General features: G+C 72.4%; 14 protein-coding genes. 7 read left to right on the top strand and 7 right to left on the bottom strand.

The window, feature by feature from the left end:
- Window positions 1–269: 269 nt before the first annotated feature.
- Together ACLJQE_RS10770 and ACLJQE_RS10765 are read left to right on the top strand one after the other, a co-directional pair.
- The gene (locus tag ACLJQE_RS10770; RefSeq protein WP_410638999.1) at window positions 270–1,424 is read left to right on the top strand and encodes a nitric oxide synthase oxygenase; all 1,155 of its coding nucleotides are present in this window, start codon (window positions 270–272) and stop codon (window positions 1,422–1,424) included.
- 90 nt (window positions 1,425–1,514) lie between these two features.
- Entirely contained in the window at window positions 1,515–2,021 is a 507-nt protein-coding gene (locus tag ACLJQE_RS10765; protein WP_410638998.1) for a flavodoxin domain-containing protein, read from the top strand.
- A 60-nt stretch (window positions 2,022–2,081) separates the two neighbouring features.
- Here ACLJQE_RS10765 and ACLJQE_RS10760 read toward each other — a convergent pair whose 3' ends face one another.
- Together ACLJQE_RS10760 and ACLJQE_RS10755 are read right to left on the bottom strand one after the other, a co-directional pair.
- The gene (locus ACLJQE_RS10760) at window positions 2,082–2,741 is read right to left on the bottom strand and encodes a response regulator (protein ID WP_410638997.1); all 660 of its coding nucleotides are present in this window, start codon (window positions 2,739–2,741) and stop codon (window positions 2,082–2,084) included.
- A 9-nt stretch (window positions 2,742–2,750) separates the two neighbouring features.
- Window positions 2,751–3,950, bottom strand: coding sequence for a sensor histidine kinase (locus ACLJQE_RS10755; RefSeq protein ID WP_410638996.1), 1,200 nt, complete (start codon window positions 3,948–3,950; stop codon window positions 2,751–2,753).
- 167 nt (window positions 3,951–4,117) lie between these two features.
- Between ACLJQE_RS10755 and ACLJQE_RS10750 the strand changes: the two genes are divergently transcribed.
- The gene (locus ACLJQE_RS10750) at window positions 4,118–4,726 is read left to right on the top strand and encodes an MmpS family transport accessory protein (protein ID WP_410638995.1); all 609 of its coding nucleotides are present in this window, start codon (window positions 4,118–4,120) and stop codon (window positions 4,724–4,726) included.
- An 86-nt stretch (window positions 4,727–4,812) separates the two neighbouring features.
- Here ACLJQE_RS10750 and ACLJQE_RS10745 read toward each other — a convergent pair whose 3' ends face one another.
- Together ACLJQE_RS10745 and ACLJQE_RS10740 are read right to left on the bottom strand one after the other, a co-directional pair.
- Window positions 4,813–6,297: a sialidase family protein gene (locus tag ACLJQE_RS10745; protein ID WP_410638994.1), complete on the bottom strand. Its 1,485-nt coding sequence runs from the start codon at window positions 6,295–6,297 to the stop codon at window positions 4,813–4,815.
- Window positions 6,298–6,410: 113 nt separating this feature from the next.
- Window positions 6,411–7,379, bottom strand: a complete 969-nt coding sequence (locus ACLJQE_RS10740; RefSeq protein WP_410638993.1) for a YeiH family protein — start codon at window positions 7,377–7,379, stop codon at window positions 6,411–6,413.
- A 70-nt stretch (window positions 7,380–7,449) separates the two neighbouring features.
- Here ACLJQE_RS10740 and ACLJQE_RS10735 point away from each other — a divergent pair, with 70 nt between their 5' ends.
- Window positions 7,450–8,352, top strand: a complete 903-nt coding sequence (locus ACLJQE_RS10735; RefSeq protein ID WP_410638992.1) for a LysR family transcriptional regulator — start codon at window positions 7,450–7,452, stop codon at window positions 8,350–8,352.
- A 9-nt stretch (window positions 8,353–8,361) separates the two neighbouring features.
- Here ACLJQE_RS10735 and ACLJQE_RS10730 read toward each other — a convergent pair whose 3' ends face one another.
- Window positions 8,362–9,264: a LysR substrate-binding domain-containing protein gene (locus ACLJQE_RS10730; protein ID WP_410638991.1), complete on the bottom strand. Its 903-nt coding sequence runs from the start codon at window positions 9,262–9,264 to the stop codon at window positions 8,362–8,364.
- A 122-nt stretch (window positions 9,265–9,386) separates the two neighbouring features.
- Here ACLJQE_RS10730 and ACLJQE_RS10725 point away from each other — a divergent pair, with 122 nt between their 5' ends.
- The 3 genes from ACLJQE_RS10725 to ACLJQE_RS10715 all read left to right on the top strand — a co-directional run bounded on the left by ACLJQE_RS10725 (window position 9,387) and on the right by ACLJQE_RS10715 (window position 12,221).
- The gene (locus tag ACLJQE_RS10725) at window positions 9,387–10,271 is read left to right on the top strand and encodes an SDR family oxidoreductase (RefSeq protein ID WP_410638990.1); all 885 of its coding nucleotides are present in this window, start codon (window positions 9,387–9,389) and stop codon (window positions 10,269–10,271) included.
- Between the two features lie 73 nt (window positions 10,272–10,344).
- On the top strand, window positions 10,345–11,115 hold the full coding sequence (locus ACLJQE_RS10720; protein WP_410638989.1) for a PadR family transcriptional regulator: 771 nt from the start codon (window positions 10,345–10,347) through the stop codon (window positions 11,113–11,115).
- Window positions 11,116–11,189: 74 nt separating this feature from the next.
- Window positions 11,190–12,221, top strand: coding sequence for a class I SAM-dependent methyltransferase (locus tag ACLJQE_RS10715; RefSeq protein ID WP_410638988.1), 1,032 nt, complete (start codon window positions 11,190–11,192; stop codon window positions 12,219–12,221).
- 1 nt (window position 12,222) lies between these two features.
- Here the strand turns inward: ACLJQE_RS10715 and ACLJQE_RS10710 are convergent, their stop codons facing one another.
- Window positions 12,223–13,545, bottom strand: a complete 1,323-nt coding sequence (locus tag ACLJQE_RS10710; RefSeq protein WP_410638987.1) for a M14 family zinc carboxypeptidase — start codon at window positions 13,543–13,545, stop codon at window positions 12,223–12,225.
- Window positions 13,546–13,733: 188 nt separating this feature from the next.
- Window positions 13,734–19,220 carry a biotin carboxylase N-terminal domain-containing protein gene (locus tag ACLJQE_RS10705; RefSeq protein WP_410638986.1) on the bottom strand — a complete coding sequence of 1,829 codons (5,487 nt, stop codon included), beginning with the start codon at window positions 19,218–19,220 and terminating at the stop codon, window positions 13,734–13,736.
- Between the last annotated feature and the right edge of the window lie 32 nt (window positions 19,221–19,252).

Raw genomic sequence — 19,252 nt, 5'->3', positions numbered from 1 at the left:
CGGAAAACGCGCTGTGCCATGTCCGAATAACGCTTGGTAGCAGTTATTTTTTCAGCCGGACCCGGTCTGCGCTGGAATTCCGGGATCGCCGGGACGCCGTTCCCGACCGCCGGAGCCGACCTCGCGAAACGTGGGGTATCCTCCCCCGCCTGGCCGGAGTTCCCAGGGCAGTGGGGTTTCGGGCCGGCAGTGTCGTCGGCGACCTTCGGAGGAACGGTGAACCTTTTCGTCGGGCTGCAGATCGCGATTTCGGAGAGTGGGGAACCCCGATGACCGTTACACCCGAGCGGGTGACGTCCTCGCTGCCGCTCTGCCCCCAGCGCGTCTCGGAGGAGCAAAGCGTCAATTCCGCGGCAGCGGAGGAATTCCTGGACCGGATGTTCGCCGAAGGCGCCGCGGAAGAAGGTCAGCGGTTCGAGACCCGGCTGGCGGCGGTTCGCGCGGAAATCCAGGAAACCGGCACCTACCGGCACACCCCGGCCGAGCTGGCGTACGGCGCGCGCGTCGCGTGGCGCAACTCGGCGCGCTGCATCGGCCGGCTGTACTGGCGCAGCCTGCGGATCCGGGACCGCCGCCGGGTCACCGATCCCGCCGCGATCGCCGGCGAGTGCGTCGCCCACCTCCGCCAGGCCACCCGGGTCGGGCGGATCCGGCCGACCGTCACCGTCTTCGCGCCGGACACCCCGGCCACGCCGGGCCCGCGCATCCACAACGAGCAGCTCATCCGCTACGCCGGGTACCGGTTCGAGGACGGCTCCGTCCTCGGCGACCCGCGGTACGCCGAGTTCACCGAGCAGGTGCGAAGACTCGGCTGGCGGCCACCGGAGCGAAGAGGCTCCTTCGACGTGCTGCCCCTGCTGATCGAGGCCGCGCCCGGTGAGCCGCGGCTGTTCACCTTGCCGCCGGACGCCGTCCTGGAGGTGCCGCTGACCCATCCCGACCACCGCTGGTTCGCCGGGCTGGGCCTGCGCTGGCACGCCGTGCCGGCGATCAGCAACATGCCGCTGGAGATCGGCGGCGTCACTTACCCGGCGGCGCCGTTCAACGGCTGGTACCTCGGCACGGAGGTCGGTGCCCGGAACCTGGCCGACGAACAGCGGTACGACCTGCTGCCGGTCATCGCCGAGCTGATGGGTCTCGACACCGCGTCCGAGCGCACGCTGTGGCGCGACCGGGCGCTGGTGGAGCTGACGCTGGCGGTGCAGCACTCGTTCGACGCGGCCGGCGTCACGATGGCCGACCACCACACCGAGTCGCACCGGTTCCTGTCCCACCTGGAACGCGAGGAGCGGGCCGGGCGCCGGTGCCCGGCGGAGTGGAGCTGGATCGTGCCGCCGCTGTCCGGCGGGCAGACCGCGGTCTTCCACCGCTACTACGACGAACCGGACCCGGCGCAGCGGCCCGCGTTCCTGCCGCCGCCGTGAAAACGCGGAGAGTAGCGTGGAAGCGCCCGTTCGGCGGATCGTGCGCAACCCACGGGGCAGTCCGGTCCGCGAGGGCCGACAATGGAGCGCATGACCGCAGTCCTCGTCGCCTACGCCGGGCGTCACGGCGGAACCCGGCAGATCGCCGAGGTCATCGCCGCCGAGATCGGTGAAGCGGGCCTGACCGTCGACGTGCGCGACGCCGCCGACGTCGCCGGCGTCGAGCACTACGCCGCGGTCGTCGTCGGCAGCGCCCTGTACTACCACCGGTGGCGGCCGGAAGCCGTCCGGTTGCTGGAACGCAACGCCCGGGTGCTCGCCGAGCGGCCGGTGTGGTTGTTCCACAGCGGACCGTGCGGCCCCGGCGCGGCCACGCACCAGGTCAGCCTGCCGGCGAACGTGGCGCTGCTGGCCGCGCGCATCGACGCGGAGCGCACCGCCACCTTCGGCGGCCGGCTGGACCCGGCGACGGTGCACGGCCTGATCCCGAAGCTGGTGGCGTCGGGCCGTCGCGCCGGCGACTTCCGCGACTGGGACCGGATCAAGGCGTGGGCCCGCGACGTCGGCCGCCGGGTCCGCACGCGCGTCGCGCTCTGATCCCGTTGCCCGTCCGGGGCGGTGGATGCCGAACCGAGCGGCGGTCTTCCGGGCGGCGACTCACGGCGTCACGAGCGCCGCTTCGTACGCGAAGATCGTCAACTGGACCCGGTTGCTCACATCGAGCTTCGCGAACGTCCGGGTGATGTGCGTCTTCACCGTCGCCTCGCTCAGGAACAGCTCTGCCGCGATCTGTGCGTTCGGCTTTCCCTGCGCAACCGCCGTCACGATTTCGCGTTCCCGTTCGCTGAGCAGCTCCAGCTTCGCCTGGGCCCGGCTCCGCCGCGGATTCGCCCGCGAAGCCACGAACTGGCCGATCAGCTGCTTCGTCGTCCGGGGGGACAACATCGCGTCGCCGTTCGCCACCACCCGGACGCCTTCGATGATCTCCTGGGGTGAGCCTTCCTTCAGCAGAAAGCCGCTCGCTCCCGCCGCCAGCGCCTCGAACACGTACTCGTCGAGATCGAACGTCGTCAGGATCAGGACCTTCGGGGGGCGGGGCTGGGCCAGCACCGCCGCCGTGGCCACGAGGCCGTTCATGCGGCGCATGCGGATGTCCATGATCACCACGTCCGGCGCGTGCCGGGCGACCTGCTGGACCGCTTCGTCGCCGTCGCCGGCCTCGGCGACCACTGTCAGATCGGGTGCGCTGGCCAGGATCATGGACAGTCCGGTGCGGACCAGCGGGTCGTCGTCGACGAGCAGTACGCGCACGCTCACCTGCCCATGCTAGGGCGCGGGTGCCACCCACGGCAGCCAGGCCCGCAGTGCGAACGTCCGCTCGTCGAACGGGCCTGCCGAGAGGGTGCCGCCCAGCAGGGAAATCCGCTCGTTGACACCGGTGAGCCCGGTGCCCGAGCCCGGTGACGGCACCGGGTGCGGCGGCAGCGGGTTGACCACTTCGACGGACAGCCCGGCACCCGGCCCGCCGCGGACCAGCACCTCCGCCGGCGCCCCCGGGGCGTGCCGCAGCACGTTGGTCAGCGCCTCCTGGAGGATCCGGTAGGCCGCCGTGGCGAGCGGGGCCGGGGCCGCCGAAGCCTGGTCGAGCAGGATGGTCACGTTGACGGCCAGGCCGGCTTGGCGGGCGCCGGTGATCAGGTCGGGGATGTCGGCCAGCGTCGGCTGGGGCGGCTCCGCGGCCCCGCCGGCCGCCCGGTCGGGGAAACCGGAGCCGCGCAGCACGCCGATCACCTGACGCAGGTCGTCGAGCGACTGCCGGGCGGTGGTCCGCACGGTCTTGGCCGCCTCGGCCGCCTCCGGCGCCGTGGTGGCGGTGACCTCCAGTGCACCCGCCTGCAGGGAAAGCAGGGACAGCCGGTGCCCGAGGACGTCGTGCATCTCGCGGGCGATCCGCGCCTGCTCCTCGCGGCGCGCGACCTGGTCGCGCAGGGCCGCCTCTTCGGCGAGCCGGCGGCGTTTCTCGGTCACGTTGTGCCGGACGATGCCCAGCGTGAGCGGGACGGCGGTGTACACGGCCGCGGTGACGACGACGCCGATCAGCTTGCCCACCGTCGTCCCGGTCGACACCCAGGCTTCGGCCAGCGACGCGTCCGGGTACCGGCTCACGTCGCGCCACACCGCGAGCCCGGTCGCGGCGAACACCAGCGCCGCCGCGCTCCAGCGCCACCAGCCGGTGAACCGGGTCGCGAGCGCGGCGAGGGCGATCAGCGCGGGCAGCGAGTCGGCCACCAGCAGCAGCGGCGGCACCACCGCGACACCCGTGACGACCAACGGCCATCGCCACCGCCAGACCAGGAGGACGGACGCACCGACCCCGAGGAGCCAGCCCAGCACCGCCCCGGCCGACGGCTGCAGGTCGTCCGTCCCGGGCAGGCTGATTTCCAGTGCCAGGTTCCCGAACCCGCTCACCAAGCTCGCGATGACCGCCAGCACGGTGCACACCACGCCCAGCACGGACCGTCCCATGAGGGGCAGCGTACGAGGTCACGGTCACGTCCCCATCGGCCGTTCCGCTCGTCCACGCCGGTGCGGTGACGACTTTGGTCGTACGGGGTCGAGGCCTGCGGACGACGCGGCCGCGGTCGCGTGGCTGGTTGTCTGCTCGTCGTCAAGCAGCGGCGAAAGGAAACCCGATGACCGACTACACCCCGCTCCAGCAGCACGCGGCTCCGCCTGCCGCGCCGCCGCGCAACGGCCTGGGCACAGCCGGGTTCGTCCTCGGCCTGATCGGGCTGGTGATCGCGCCGATCCCGGTCGCCGGGGTGGTCGCCTGGCCGCTGGCGGTGCTCGGCCTGATCCTGTCGGCGGCCGGCGTCGCCAGAGTGCGTGCCCGGAAGGCGACCAACAAGGGACTCTCGATCGCCGGCGTCGTGCTGTCGCTGCTCGCCCTGATCGTGAGCGTCCTGTGGCTGGTGGTGATCGGCAAGGTGGTCGACGACGTGAACGAGCAGGCCACCCAGCACCACACCATCGTCTACGAGGTGAGCGGGGACGCGAAGGCCGTCGACGTCGTCTACAGCACCTTCGACCGGAACACGATCCTGATCAACACCGAGACGTCGGCCGCCGTGCCGTGGACCAAGACCGTCGAAGCCACCGGGTTCCTCGCCGGGGCCCAGTTCACCGCCACCGCCGGCCCGGACGGCGGCTCGGTCAGCTGCAAGGTCGTCGTGGACGGCAAGGAGGCCAAGACCGCGACCGCGGCCGGGCCCGGTGCCGTCGCCGGCTGCACCGGCTTCTGAAACCACCCGTGCCACCCGGGCGAGGGGGCCGGGTGGCACGGGGAAAGAGGGTGGGACCCGGCCAGGGGGCGGGTCCCACCCTCCGATCAGCTGCAGTGCTCGAACTCGCTGTCGAAGGACGCGCCGCCGGCCGAGCCGCCCCACTTCACGCACTTGTCCGCCGCGGCCGCCGAGACCGGGCCGGCGAAGTAGGAGAAGGAGCCGGAGTCGGTGACCCGTGCCGCGCCCTTGACCTCCAGGTAGGCCGAGGTCGCCGTGCCCGTCCCGGTGGACGCGCTCTTCATCGTGCTGACGCAGTTCTTTCCGTTGGCCGCGTTGTACGACAGGTAAACCGTGCCCGCCGTGCCGAGCGCCTTCGAATCGATCACGCTGTAGCCGCCACCGCAGGCCGGGGCGCCGAGCGCGGCTTCGGTGATCGTGGCGTAGCGGATCGAGTTGCGGTATTCGCCCCCGGTGCCTGCCTCGAAGATCACTCCGGCCGACGACTGGGACAGCGGCACCATGTCGGAGTACGCCGCGTCCTGGCCCCACACGAGCAAGCTGCCTGCGGTGCCGGTCCAGTTGGCGCCCTCGTCGAACGACGAGTGGATCCGGAGTTCCTTGCGTGCGCCGCAGAGGGACGGCGCGGCGAACAGGAGGCGGTTGTACTTGCCGCCGGTGTCGGTGGCGCTCATGCGGCCGGTCGACCCCTCGACGACCGAGGTGACGAGGTCGGTGGCGAAGGTGAAGTTCTGGCTGAAGGTCTCGGCGCCGTCCGAGCTGATCGCGAACGCCCGGTTGCGCGTTCCGTCGGCCAGGCACTTGTTGCCGTCGTTCGCCTGGTTGCGGGCGGCGGCGTAGACCCGGCCGTCGTTGAGCTCGGTGACGCTGATCTCCTGGGGGTTCATCGCGCTCGACGTCGGCTTGTCCTTGGCGCCGAGGTGCCAGGTGCTGCCCTTGTCGTCGCTGTAGATCAGAGCGCCGATGTTCGAGTAGCTCATCCCGGCGACGAGCCGGCCCGCGTGGGCGCCGCGCGTCAGCACGATCCCGTGGGACGGCCCGGTGGCCAGCCAGTCCGGCGCGGCCGAGAAGCCGAGTTCCGTGGTCAGCGTCTTCGGCGCGCCCCACGTGTTCCCGTTGTCGTCGCTGATGGACACGCGCGGGACCCGGTTGCAGTCAGGGCTGGTGAAGCACTGCATGGTCGAGAGCAGCACGATCCGGTTGCTGTTCGGGATGACGATCGGCGCCGGGTTGCCCTTCACGTCGCCGAAGGCGGTGATGACCGTTTTCATCTCGCCCCACGACTTGCCGCCGTCGGTGGAACGCTTCATCACGAGGTCGATCTTGCCCAGGTCGTTGCACCAGCTGGCGCCGTCGTTGCGACCTTCGGCGAAGGCGAGCAGGTCGCCGTTGTTCGCCTTGACGATAGTGGGGATGCGGTAACAGTCATGGCCGTCGGTGTTCCTGGCGAACACCACCGAGCTGGCCACGTCGGCCTGAGCGGTCGCGGCGCCGACTGCTGCCGGGACGGCGACGGTGGCGCACCCCAGGAGCCCGGCCAGCAAGCCCTGGGCGATTCGGGTGATCTTCACGGTTCGAGCTCCCTACGGATTCGTTTCACGTCTCGGCAGCAGCGTCGACGCAATCCGTACAAGACCCGTACAATCTCGCGTATAACGACCTATACGTGACCGGCGGGGAAATTTCAGGTGAACGCGGCCAGCGTGCCGAACCCGGTCGCCAGCACCAGAAGCGTGGACAGGAGACCCAGGAGCAAGGCCCGGCCGCCGCCGCGCAGCAACGCGCCGAGCCGGACGGCGCAGCCGAGACCGAACAGCGCGCCCGCGAGCAGGAGCGTCGACGCGGTCTTCGCGACGTCGAGCACGAACGCCGGGACGAGCCCGGTGCTCCGGACGGCGACCATCGCGAGGAAGCCGAGGACGAACAGGGGCACGAGCGGCGCGTGCGCGTCACGGCGGACGCGCTGGGTCACGCCGACGAGCGCGACCACCGGGGCCAGCAGGACGACTCGGCTCAGCTTCACCACGACGGCGATCCCGACCGCGGCGGCGCCCGCGGGCCCGGCCGCCGCGACGACCTGGGCGACCTCGTGCACCGAGAGCCCGGCCCAGCTGCCGGTCCTGGCGGCGTCGAGGCCGAGCGCGCGGGCGAGCAGGGGGAGCGCGGCCAAGGCGAAGCTGCCGTAGCAGGTGACGAGCGCGACGGCGGTGGCGACGTCTTCGTCGTCGCGCTCGATCACGCCCTCCACCGCGGCGATCGCCGAGGCGCCGCAGATCGAGAAGCCGGTGGCGACCAGCAGGGCGAGGGCGCGCGGCACCCGGGCCAGCCGGGCGAGGCCGAGCGTGCCGGCGAAGGTGACCGCGACCGTCACCACGACCGCGGCGAGCGTGCCGGGGCCGAGCGCGAGCACGGTGGGGACGGCGAGCTGGAGCCCGAGCAGGACGACGCCCGCGCGCAGCAGGCGTTTCGTGAGGGCGGCGACGGCCCGGCGGTGCTCGCCGGTCAGGACGGGCGTGCTCCCGGCGACGACGCCCAGCACGACGGCGACGGTGAGCGCGCCGGCCACCGGCCACGCCGAGCTGAGCGCGTACGCCGCGGCGACGCCGAGCCCGGTGATCGCCAGGCCGGAGGTTTTCGCCGTCGTCAGTGCCATGCCTCCAGCGTCGCCGGTGCCGGGCCTGCGCGGTAGCCGGTGATCCGTGGTGAGGTCATAGACTGAAGCTATGACCGGACCGGATCTGGACTCACTGCGCCTGCTGGTGCTCGTCGACGACCTCGGCAGCATCGGCCAGGCGGCAGGGGCGCTCGGCATCGCCCAGCCGTCGGCGAGCAAACGTCTGTCCACTTTGGAGCGCCAGTTGGGACTGTCCCTCGTGGACCGGACCCGGCGCGGCTCGGCGCTGACCCCGGACGGCCGGGTGATCGCGGGCTGGGCCCACCGCGTCCTGACCGAAGTGGACGGTCTGCGAACGGGGGCGGAAGCCCTGCGCACCCAGCGCGGCGCGCAGCTGCGGGTCGCGGCGAGCATGACGCTCGCCGAGCACTTCGTGCCCGCGTGGATCGGCGAGGTCAAGCGGGCCGGGCCGGACACCTACGTCGGGCTCGAGGTGGTGAACTCCGAGCAGGTCGCCGACCTGGTCGCGCGCGGCCGGGTGGACCTGGGGTTCGTCGAGTCACCCGGGCCGTGGCGGGGCCTGGCCACGCGTCGCGTCGCGGAGGACCGGCTCGTCGTGGTGGTCCCGGCCGGGCACGCCTGGGCCCGGCGCCGCCGTCCGCTCCGGGCCGACGAGCTGGCGGCGACCCCGTTGGTGGTGCGCGAGCCGGGCTCGGGAACGCGCGAGACGGTCGAAGCGGCGTTGCGCCGGGCCGGTGCGGGGCCGGTGAAGCCGCTGCTGGAGCTGGGGTCGGCTTCGGCCGTGCGCAACGCGGTGATCGCGGGCGCCGGGCCGGCGGTGATCAGCGACCTCGACGTGGTGCGCGAAGTCGCGGGCCGCCGGTTGGTGCCGGTACCGGTGGCGGGGATGGAGCTGAGCCGGGTGCTGCGCGCGGTGTGGCCGGCGGGCCGGCGCCTGACGGGCCCGGCGGCGGAGCTGCTGGCACTGGCGGTGAAGTCCGGCCCGGCGTGACCCGGGCGGTCAGACCCTCGAAGGCTCCAGCCCCGCCGCCTCGGGGCCGGTCAGATGGGCCGCCAGCGTCTTGCACGCCGGCGCCAGGAGGTCGTTGTCGTCCGTCGCGCGGGTGGCGAGGGCCACCTGGCACGGCTCGACGCCCGCCAGCCGGACGATCGTCACGTCGGACCGGAGGCGGCTGAACCGGACCCCGGCCGGGACGATCGCCGCAAGTTCTCCCGCGGCGATCAGCTCGAACTTCTCCTCGAACTCCTTGACCAGCGGGCCGTCCGGGGCGCGGCTGCCGTCCGGGCGCGGGTCGACGCGCCAGAACGCGTTCCACTCCGGGTCGTCGACGCGGGGGAGCGGCTCGTCGGCGATGTCGGCCAGCGTGACCGACTCCCGGCCGGCCAGGCGGTGATCGGCTGACACCAGCAGCACCCGCTCTTCGTCGTAGAGCACCGTGACGCGCAGCCGGTCGGCCCGCAGCGGCAACCGCGTCACCGCGACGTCCACCCGGTGCTCCAGCAGGGCCTCCCGGGTTTCGGTCCAGCCCAGGTGCCGGGTCAGCACCTCGGCCTCCGGGTGGCGGTGGCGCAGTTCGCGCACCGCCGGCGTGACGAACAGGTTCGTGCGGTAGCCGATCGTGATACGGCTCGGCGCGGCCGCCGCGCGGGTGCTCGCCGCCGCCTGCTCGGCCGACCGCAGCAGCGCCTTGGCGCGGGGCAGGAACACTTCGCCCGCTTCGGTCAGCCGCGTACCCTGCGGCGTGCGGTCCAGCAGCCGCGCGCCGAGCTGGCCCTCGAGGCGGCGGATCTGCCGGCTCAGCGACGGCTGCGTGGTGTGCAGCGCGGCCGCCGCGCGCCCGAAGTGCCGGTGCTCGGCCACGGCCGCGAAGTACCGCACCAGCCGCAGGTCCAGGTCCGCCATGACCGCAGCCTACCTGCGGTGATGCCGGAAGCGTATCGCTCGATGAGAACCAGGCTTTGGACGCCCGCGCCGCCGCGGCCCAACGATGGAGCCACTGTCACCGAACCACGAGGCGTACGACCATGCGGGTGTTCGTCACCGGTGCGACGGGATTCGTCGGCGGCGCCGTCGTCCGGGAACTGCGGGAAGCGGGGCACGAAGTCCTCGGCCTCGCCCGCTCGGACGACAAGGCCGCGGCACTCGCGGCCACCGGCGCCGAGGTCCGGCGCGGAACGCTGACCGACCTGGACGGCCTCCGCTCGGCAGCCGCCGAAGCGGACGCGGTCGTCCACACCGCCTACGTCCACGACGACTTCGCCGATCTCACGGCCGCCGCAGCGACCGACCGCGCGGCGATCGGGGCGTTCGGCGAGGCGCTCGAAGGAACCGGGAAGGCGTTGATCATCACGGCCGCGACCGGCCCGGTGGCGCCGGGCCGGCTGGCCACGGAGGAGGACGCGGCCGACCCGGCGTTCCCGCGCGCGGCGTCGGAGACGGCGGCGCTCGCGCTGGCCGGGCGGGGCGTGCGCGCGTCGGTGCTGCGGCTGCCGCATTCGGTGCACGGGGAGGGCGACGGGCACGGGTTCGTCCCGGCCCTGATCCGGCTCGCGCGGCAGACCGGGGTCTCGGCCTACCCGGACGACGGCGCCGGCCGGTGGGCCGCGGTCCACCGGTTCGACGCGGCGCGCCTGTACCGGCTGGCCGTCGAGGCGGCGCCCGCGGGTGTGCGCCTGCACGCGGTCGGCGACGAAGGCGTGCCGCTGAAAGTGCTCGCCGAAGTCATCGGGGAACACCTCGGCCTGCCGGTGCGGTCGGTGTCCGACGTCCCGGGCCACTTCGGCTGGCTCGCGCACTTCGCCGGGCCGGACGCGCCGGCGTCGAGCGTGCTGACGCGGAACCGGCTCGGCTGGGTGCCCGAATGGCCCGGCCTGCTCGCGGACTTGAAGGCCGGGCACTACTTCGGCTGACGACCGGCCACCTTGCCGTCGATCGAGCGGCGATATATCGTGTGAATGTCGCCGATACGACTGGGAGGTCATCATGGAGATGAGCGCGGGAGCAGGCCGGATCTTCGCCGGGTTCGGGGGGCACTTCGAGCAGCATCACCCCGGGCACCCCGGGCACCCCGGGCACGCCGTGCCGGGGCACGAAGACTGGGACGGCGGGCCGGAGCTGGCGCGCGGCTTCCCGCCGCCGCCACCCCACCCGCCGCACCCACCCCAGCCCCCGGGCGGGCCCGGCTTTCCCGGGTTCCCGGGCGGCCCGGGATCGTTCGGCGGCCCGGGTGGCTGGCTCGGCGGCGGCGGGCCGTTCCAGCGGGTCCGCGAGTTCCGCGGCGGCGGCCGTCCACCGGCCCGTCCGGTGCGGCCGGCGGTGCTGGCGCTGCTGGCGGAGGAACCGATGCACGGCTACCAGCTGATGCAGGAGATCCGCCGCCGCACGCACGACCGGTGGCGGCCCAGCCCGGGATCGGTGTACCCGATCCTGCAGCAGCTCGAGGACGAAGGCCTGGTCCACACGGTCGAGACGGCCGGTCGCCGGGTGGCGGAGCTGACCGACGCCGGGCGCGAGCACGTGGCCGGGCGCGAGGCGGAGTTCGCGGCGCTGTGGGAGGAACCGGCGGAGGAGCCGGGCGCAGACCGGTTCACGGCGTTGTGGCACGCGCTGGGCGAGCTGTCCGGAGCGGCCGCCCAGGTGGGCTACAGCGGCAACGAAGCCCAGGTCGCCGAGGTGAAGAAGATCCTCGCCGACGCCCGCCGCCGCGTGTACGCGGTGCTGGCGGACGCGAATCTGGAGGAAGACGACGCCTGACCTGCAGCGCCGCCCGCCCCCGCCGGCCGGATCGTCCACTTCGGACTCTCCGGTCGGCGGGTAGGCTGCATCCCATGGAGGAGCAGGACTTCGCCGCGCACCTGACCGCGACCATGACCGGCAGCGCCCTCACCATGCTCATCGGCGTCGGCCACCGCACCGGCCTGCTCGCCGCGGCCGCACGGGGGCCGGCCACCAGTGCCGGGCTCGCCGAGCGCGCCGGGCTGCAGGAACGGTACGTCCGCGAGTGGCTCGGCGCCATGGTCACCGGCGGCATCTTCACCTACGACGGCCGCGAGTACACCTTCCCGCCCGAACACGCCAAGTTCCTGCTCGGCGAGACCGCGGCGAACCTGATGCCGTCGCTGCTGATGCTGTCGGCGTTCACCGGCGTGCTGCCCGAGCTGGAACGCGCGTTCGCCGAGGGCGGCGGTGTCCCGCGGTCGGCTTACGGCCCTTACCTCGAAACCCTCGGCGCCAAAACCGGGGACAGCTGGAAGCACATCTACCGCGAACACCTCGTGGACGGCTTCTTCGGCGCGGTCCCCGGGCTCAAGGAACGGCTCACGGCCGGCGTGCGCGTGCTCGACCTCGGCTGCGGCACCGGCAACGCGATCGCGGTCGCCGCCCGTGCGTTCCCCGCGTCGCACTTCACCGGCCTGGACATCAACGCGAACGTCGTCGAGCAGGCGAGGGAACACCGCCTCCCGAACACCGAGTTCGCCGTCGGGGACGCCGCCGAGCTGAGCGCCGACCCGCCGTATGACGTCATCACCGCGTTCGACGCCGTCCACGACCAGGACCGTCCGGACGTCGTGTTGCGCCGGATCCGGGACGCGCTCGCCCCGGACGGCCTGTTCTTCATGGTGGACACCAACTTTTCCAGCCACCTCGAGAAGAACATCGGCAACCCGCTGGCGGCGCTCACCTACTCGATCAGCCTGATGTACTGCACCACGACGTCGCTGGCCGAGGGCGGTGCCGCGCTCGGCGCCGTGTGGGGTACCGAAAAGGCGGCGGAAATGCTGGCGGACGCGGGGTTCCGGCACGTCGAAGTGCTCGGCTCCCCGCGCCCGCAGAACTGCATCTACGCCTGCCGGCCGTGACTCACTGCCGGTACGGCGCCGCGGCGGCCTTCGCGGCGGTGATGAACGCGCCCTTGTTCTTCGGCCAGAACGTGCTGTCGACGCACGTGTAACGCGGCAGGAAGCCGCCGCACGTGCCGCTCGAGCTGCCGACCTCGAACGTCACGCTCGCGACGCCGAGTTCGCCGTAGGTGAAGTCGTCGGTGGTGCCGGTCGTGTCGTAGCCGACGGTTTCCTCGTTCGTGCCGACGAGGTAACCGTTGGACGCGGCGTACTTCGCGCCGAGCTTGCGGTACTGCGCGTCGTTCGGCGAGGTCGCCGGCGTGAAGCCCCACGGGATGATGACGTCGTTGCCGTAGCTGTGCAGCGTGATCATCGTGCCCTTGGCGGTCGACGGCGCCGGGTCGTTGTTCCCGGTGCCGCGCTGGTCCGGGAAGATCGCGCGGGCCAGCTTCTCCAGCGCCTGCACCTCCGGCTCCGAACCCGCGCTCACGCCCTGGTAAGTCTCGGAACAGGCGGAGTTGGAGTCGCCACCCCACTTGAACGTCGAGTTGCGGTTGAGGTCGACGCCGATGCTCGTGCCGGTGCAGCTGCCACGGGAGTTGTTCGCGTTCTTGCGCTGCAGCTTGGGGGAGTTGCCGCCGGAGGCGACGATGTCGACGCCGTCGGGGTTGGCGACCGGCACCACCCACACCTCGGTGGTGTCCAGAATGGACTTCGCGGTGGCGTCGGTGGCGTAGCCGTCGGCGAGGTAGTCGATCCAGCGCCAGGCGAGCTCGCCGGTCGACAGCTCGCGGGCGTGGATCTGGCCCACCAGGAAGAACTTCGGCTTCGGCGACGTCGTCGACAGCGTGCAGTCGCCGGTCTGCTTCTTGGTCAGGCAGAGGGCCTGGATGTCGTGGCCGCCCTGGCCCTTCGTCTTCTTCCACGACTGGCCGATCGTGTACTTCGTGGCCAGATCGGGGTGCGCCGACGCGACCTGCGTGAGGTGGTTCTCGTGCGCGGTGGCGGTCCGGTACCCGCCGTAGTAGGTGTCCGCCGCCAGGCGGTTCGCGTCGGCGGGCAGTTCCTTGTAGACGGTGTCGAAGAAGGTGGGCCGGTAGCCGAGCGCCCGCAGCTTCGCGGCGACGGCTCGCCCGCCGACGACGTTGACGCTGGCGTCGTCGTCCCCTTCTTCGACGTCGAACCCGGCTTCGGCCAGCGCCTGCGCCTGGGCGGCGCCGGCCGGGACGCGCCAGAACACCGGCGTGTCGGCCGCCTGTGCGGTGGCGGTGCCGCCGAGCAGGGTGGTGAGCAGGACCCCGGACGCCGCGAGGGCGAGCCGGGACAGGGACCTTGACGCCATCGGGGGATCTCCTCACGCCGCACGGATGGAGGTCCGGTCGGAACCCGTGGTCACCGTACCGGCACGCACAGTGTGTCGGCCGGAGGTAAACGGGCCATACCCCCGAAAGTCGCGAAACGCCGAGCGCCCCAATGTGGCCTTGGGTGCGTTGGACGCACCGAAGGCCACATTGGGGCGCTCGGGTCCCGCTACTTCTTCAGGCCGTGTTCGATGGCTTCGATGATCCGCGGGCGCAGCTCGGCCGCGCTGATGATCGCGTCGACCGAACCGACCTCGACCGCGCGCTGGATGCTGTGCACCCGGTCGAACTCCGCCGCCACCTCGCTCACCTTCTCCGCGCGGACCGCCGACTGGACCTCCGCCAGCTGGGCGTTCAACGCCGCCCGTGCGGCGCCGGTCGCCGCCGCCACCTGGGCCTGCAGCTCCGTCACGCGGGGGTCGTTCGCCGTGCGGTTGTTGACGTCGCCCGCGAACACCACCGCCGCCGCCGGGGCGCCGCCCAGCACCGAAGCGAACGAGCCTTCCAGGGCCAGCACCGTCATGTTCGGGTTGAGTGCCTTGGAGAACACCACGAACGCGCCGCCGTGGTACCGCGAGATCACGCAGAACACGATCGGGCCCTCGAAGTTGACGATCGCCCGGCCGATTTCCGCGCCGTACTCCAGCTGCAGCTTGCGCAGCGACTCCGGGGAGCCGTCGAAGCCGGACAGGTTCGCCAGCACCACCAGGGGCCGGTTGCCCGACGCCGCGTTGATCGCCCGCGCCGTTTTCTTCGACGACCGCGGGAAGAGCGTGCCCGCGGTGTAGGTGTCCGGCCCGTCGGTGGGCGGGAAGCCGCGCCGCGGCACCGACCGCGACTCGATGCCGATCAGGCAGACCGGGCGGCCGCCGATGTGCACGTCCTGCACCGCCGCGGTGTCCGCGTCGGCCATGCCCGCCCAGCGCTCCAGCACCGGGTGGTCCTGGTCGGACAGCGCGCGCATCACCGTGCGGATGTCGAACGGCTTCTTGCGGTCCGGGTTGTGCTCGGCCGAGAAGATCTCCCCGACCGTCGTGAAATCGCTGCCGACGATCGCGTGCGGGAACGGCGAGACGTCCCGGTCGACCGGGTCGCTCGTGGCCACCTTCCGCGGGCCGGCCTCACCCGGCACCACGTACGTGTGGTCGTAGTGCGCCATCAGCACTTGCCGCGCGGCCGGCAGGTTCGGCGCCCAGTACTGCGCCTGGCCGTTCGGGCCCATGACGCGGTCGTAGCCGCCGATGCCGAAGTTGTCCTCGGCCGACACGCCACCCGAGAAGTCGAGTGCCTGCTTGCCGGTGAGCACCATCGCCGAGTCCGGCGTCATCACCAGGATGCCCTTGGTGTGCATGAGCATCGTGGCTTCGGCGTTCCAGTACGGCTGGGCGCCGACGTTGATGCCGTTGACCACGATGTTGATCTCGCCGCCGTCCTGGGTGAACGTGACGATCCGCTTGAGCGCCGCGGCGACCCAGTCCATGTTCTCGGTGCCCGACGACATCGAGATCCGGGCCCCGGACGACAGCGCGAACCACTCCAGCGGCACCTGCATCCGCTCGGCCAGGTCGAGCGCCGCGATCACGCGCGAGCACTCCGGCTCCGAGAGGGCGCCCAGCGACTTCGTCGGGTCGCCGAGCAGCACGACGCGGGTGACGCCCTCGGGGTGCCGTTCGGTCGGGGTCGTGACGACGCCCGCGATGATCGCCGCGGTGTTCTTGCCCTTCGGCCGGTCCACCGGGACCAGGACGCCGCCGCCCGAGGAGTCCAGGTCGTGCTCGACAAAGGTGCCAGCGGGGCCGGAGAGCAGGCCGGTCAGCTCGTACGGGTAGACGGTGCCCCGCCGCGCCGCACGCAGCACCTTCAGGCGGTAGTCGTCCAGGGGCTTCACCGGCTCGGTCGACGGCGGCTCGACGTGCAGCCGCGCGCCGTGCCCGGGGTCGAGGGTGATCCGGACGGCCAGCTCGGCCAGCTTGCCCGCGTCCGTGCGCCGCCGCGCCAGGAACTGGACCTCCTCCAGCCCGGCCCCCACCGAAGTCGGCAGGATGCGCTGGACCAGCGTGTTCAGCTCCTCGGTGGTCAGGTCGGTCGGCGGCCAGACGTACATCATGATCCGGTTCGTGTCGAACCGCTTGTTCTGCGGCCGCTGCGCCTGGATGTTGCGGATCGCGTCGAGGCAGGCGGTGACCGCGTCCTCGAGCGCGGGCAGCGCGACCAGCCGTCCGTCGGCCTCGCGCAGCGGGGTCAGGTCGCGGACCTGGCCCATCGCGATCAGCCGCTCGTCGGCCGGGTTGGTCTTCGCCACGGCCTTGAAGAGGTAGATCTCCTCGTCCGCCGACGGCAGCCGGGTGAGGTCGAACTCGCGCAGCCGCTCCAGCTGCAGGCGCTGGGCGATCTGCGGGTGCAGGCCGCGGATCAGCCGGTCTTCGGTGAAGGCGGTGGAGCCACTGCCACCGCGCTCGAAGGTGAAGTGGTGGTGCATCACCGCGCCGCCGGTGCCGGCCACGGTGACCACGATCCGGCGGACGCCCGCGGGGACCGGGGTTTCGCCCAGCAGCGTGCCGAGCCGCCCGGCGGTCGCGTCGACGTCCGGCTGGTCCTCCCAGCGCAGGTAGAGGTCGGCGACCACGCCTTCGGTGGCCACCTCGCCGAGCGCGCGGAGTGCGTCGGGCAGGGCGGCGATGTCGACGGCGGTGGTGACCAGCGGCAGCCCGCCTTCGGGGGTGTTCAGCTCGGCGGTCAGCCAGCGGTGCCCGCCGGCTTCGCGCACGGCGACCGCGGACAGCCGCCGGTTGCCGTAGTACCGGCGGGTCAGCACCTCCAGCAGCGGCGCGTGGTCGCGGCCCGGCCGGCCGATCCGCTGCCCGATCAGCCGGACCAGCGGCTGCGAGCCGGTGATCATGGCCTGGATCCGCTCGGCGCGGTCCGGTGCGTCCGGGTGCTGGTCGAGGTAGGTCAGCTCGGTGCGGACGGCGGCGTAGACGCGGGCGCGGTTGCGGCGCAGCAGCGGCTGGGCGAACCAGCGGAAGACCACGCCACGGGCCAGGTCCGACACCGCGGGGAAGCGCACCTGCGTGGCCTCGACCAGGTGTTCCAGGGTGAGCCCGGCGCGTTCGCTCAGCGACTCGGCCGGCGGCGCGCCGGTCAGCCACTGCCGCAGCAGCTCCGAGACGACCGCGACGTCGGCCCCCGTCCGCTGCTGGGCCAGGAAGATCCGGAAGACCGCGGCTTCGAGCTCCGGCGTGCGCTCGAGCTCGTCGACGCCGTAGTGCGCCAGCACGCGCTTCAGCTTCGCCTGGAAGCCTTCGGTGACGCCGGCGCGTTCGACGTCGAGGCTCTGCAGGTAGCTGTGGAAGAACTCCCGCGAGCTGTGCACCGGGCTGCCCGGCTCGGTGTCGAGCTCGCCGCCCGGGGTGTTGCGGCTGAGCTCGGACAGGTCGGCGAAGACGGTGAGCAGCTCGAGTTCGCCCTCGACCGGCCGGTTGCCCAGCTCGGTGCGCGCCTCCAGGTAGGTGGCGACGAGCCGCTTGCGCTCGGCCGGCTCGACGTCGAAGCCGAGCAGCAGGCTGCGGAGATCCTGCAGGCCGCGTTCGACGCGCTCGGCGGCGGAAACGCCGTCCGGCACCGAGGGCAGCTCGATCTCGACGGTCTCGGTCTCCTCGGCCGCCGCGTCCTCGGCGCCGTCGGCCAGGGGTTCCAGGCGCATCAGCGGTGCGCCGGTCTCGACCTGGCTGCCGACGGAAACCGGGCATTCGCGGACGCGGGCGCGGAACGGCGCGCGCAGCACCGTCTCCATCTTCATGCTCTCCAGCACGAGGATCGGCGCGTTCGCCTCGACCTCGTCGCCGACCGCCAGCGGCGTGGCGACGACCAGCGCGGGCGCGGGGGAGCGGACGACGCCGCCTTCGTCGCGGCTGATGCGGTGGGTGACGCCGTCGACCTCGACGAGGTGGATCGGGCCGTGCGTGGCCGAGATGAGCCGGAAGCGCCTGCCGTTGACCAGGATCTGGCCACTGTGGGCGTCGAACCGGTCGATCTCGATGTCGGCGTGGTGGACGTCGGACGCCCCGGCCGAGATGCCGACGCGGAAGCGGCTGCGCCCGGCCCTGGCGACGGAGACGCGGTAGCCGACGCCGCGGAGCTTGAGCTCGAGCGGGCGGCCGCTTTCGTGCTGCACCTGCGGGCGCCCGCCGTGCGCGGTGGACAGCAGCCGCTGGACGGAGACCTCTTCTTCGTCCTGGTAGGCCTCGATGCCGGCCGCGGCGAGCGCGATCGCGGAGTGGCGGTGGGTGACCAGGCGGCCCTCGGCGCGGACGCGGTCGATCCAGCCGGTGTCGGCGCTCGCGTCGATCACCTCGGGCTGGTCGAGCAGGTCGAGCACGAAGCTCTTGTTGGTCGCGCCGCCCTCGATGATGACGGTGGTCTCGGCCATCGCGCGGCGCAGCCGGCCGAGGGCCTCGTCGCGGTCGCGGCCGTAGGCGATGATCTTGGCGATCATCGAGTCGAAGTCGGCCGGGATGGTGTCGCCTTCGCTGACGCCGGTGTCGACGCGGATGCCGGGGCCGGCGGGCAGGGCCAGCCGCGCGATGCGGCCGGGGGAGGGGGCGAAGTCGCGGTCGGGGTCCTCGGCGTTGAGGCGGGCCTCGACGGCGTGGCCGCTCTCGACCGGCTGGTCGCCTTCGAGCTTCCCGCCGCCCGCGACGTGCAGCTGCAGCTTGACCAGGTCGGTGCCGGTGGTGATCTCGGTGATCGGGTGCTCGACCTGCAGGCGGGTGTTGACCTCGAGGAAGGCGAACAGCCGCTCGCCCGGGTGGTACAGGAACTCGACGGTGCACGCGCCGCGGTAGCCCACGGCCACCGCGAGCCGCTCCGCCGACGCCTTCAGCTCGGCCGTCTGCGCCGGCGAGAGCACCGGGGAAGCGGATTCCTCGATGATCTTCTGGTTGCGCCGCTGCACCGAGCAGTCGCGGACGCCGAGCGCCCACGCCGTCGCGCCGTCGGAGATGACCTGGACCTCGACGTGCCGGGCGCCGGTGACCAGGCGCTCCAGGAACACGACGCCGGAGCCGAACGCGCGCAGCGCTTCGGAGCTGGTGCGCTCGTAGGCGTCGGCGAGGTCCTCACCGGAGGCGACCATGCGGATGCCGCGCCCGCCGCCGCCCGCGGTGGCTTTGAGCATCAGCGGGTAGCCGATCTGCTCGCCCGCCTTCAGCGCGTCTTCGAGGGTGGCGACCTCGCCGCGGCTCCACGGCGCGACCGGCACGCCGACCTCTTCGGCGATCAGCTTCGCGCCGATCTTGTCGCCGAGCTTGCGCATCGCGTCCGCGCTCGGCCCGACGAAGGTGACGCCGACCTTCTCGCACAGCTCGGCGAACGCCGGGTCCTCGGCCACGAAGCCCCAGCCGACCCAGGCGGCGTCGGCCTTCGTCTCGACCAGCGCCTTCTCGAGCTTGGCCAGGTCGAGGTAGGGACGCGCCGAGGCCGGGCCCAGGTCGTAGGCCAGGTCCGCCTCGCGGACGAACGTGGCGGTGCGATCGGCGTCGGTGTAGAGGGCGACCGTCTCGATCCGCGTCCCGGTTTCCGCCGACAGATCCCGGACGGCGTGGATGAGCCGCATCGCGGCCTCTCCGCGGTTGACGATGGCGACACGACTGAACACCGGCTGAGCCTCCCAAGTACCCACGCGCAGAA

It is taken from the genome of Amycolatopsis sp. lyj-346 (assembly GCF_046548975.1).
Lineage (GTDB): Bacteria > Actinomycetota > Actinomycetes > Mycobacteriales > Pseudonocardiaceae > Amycolatopsis.
The sequence above is the reverse complement of the archived record's forward strand: the minus strand, read 5'-3'. Positions and strand labels throughout refer to the sequence as shown.

What these genes read in the sequence shown, in the direction of transcription:
- ACLJQE_RS10755 (WP_410638996.1), bottom strand. Translation starts at nt 3,950, where the DNA reads ATGGGACGGTCCGTGCTGGGCGTGGTGTGCACCGTGCTGGCGGTCATC.
- ACLJQE_RS10730 (WP_410638991.1), bottom strand. Translation starts at nt 9,264, where the DNA reads ATGGCGGACCTGGACCTGCGGCTGGTGCGGTACTTCGCGGCCGTGGCC.
- ACLJQE_RS10740 (WP_410638993.1), bottom strand. Translation starts at nt 7,379, where the DNA reads ATGGCACTGACGACGGCGAAAACCTCCGGCCTGGCGATCACCGGGCTC.
- ACLJQE_RS10765 (WP_410638998.1), top strand. Translation starts at nt 1,515, where the DNA reads ATGACCGCAGTCCTCGTCGCCTACGCCGGGCGTCACGGCGGAACCCGG.
- ACLJQE_RS10725 (WP_410638990.1), top strand. Translation starts at nt 9,387, where the DNA reads ATGCGGGTGTTCGTCACCGGTGCGACGGGATTCGTCGGCGGCGCCGTC.
- ACLJQE_RS10720 (WP_410638989.1), top strand. Translation starts at nt 10,345, where the DNA reads ATGGAGATGAGCGCGGGAGCAGGCCGGATCTTCGCCGGGTTCGGGGGG.
- ACLJQE_RS10750 (WP_410638995.1), top strand. Translation starts at nt 4,118, where the DNA reads ATGACCGACTACACCCCGCTCCAGCAGCACGCGGCTCCGCCTGCCGCG.
- ACLJQE_RS10710 (WP_410638987.1), bottom strand. Translation starts at nt 13,545, where the DNA reads ATGGCGTCAAGGTCCCTGTCCCGGCTCGCCCTCGCGGCGTCCGGGGTC.
- ACLJQE_RS10715 (WP_410638988.1), top strand. Translation starts at nt 11,190, where the DNA reads ATGGAGGAGCAGGACTTCGCCGCGCACCTGACCGCGACCATGACCGGC.
- ACLJQE_RS10735 (WP_410638992.1), top strand. Translation starts at nt 7,450, where the DNA reads ATGACCGGACCGGATCTGGACTCACTGCGCCTGCTGGTGCTCGTCGAC.
- ACLJQE_RS10770 (WP_410638999.1), top strand. Translation starts at nt 270, where the DNA reads ATGACCGTTACACCCGAGCGGGTGACGTCCTCGCTGCCGCTCTGCCCC.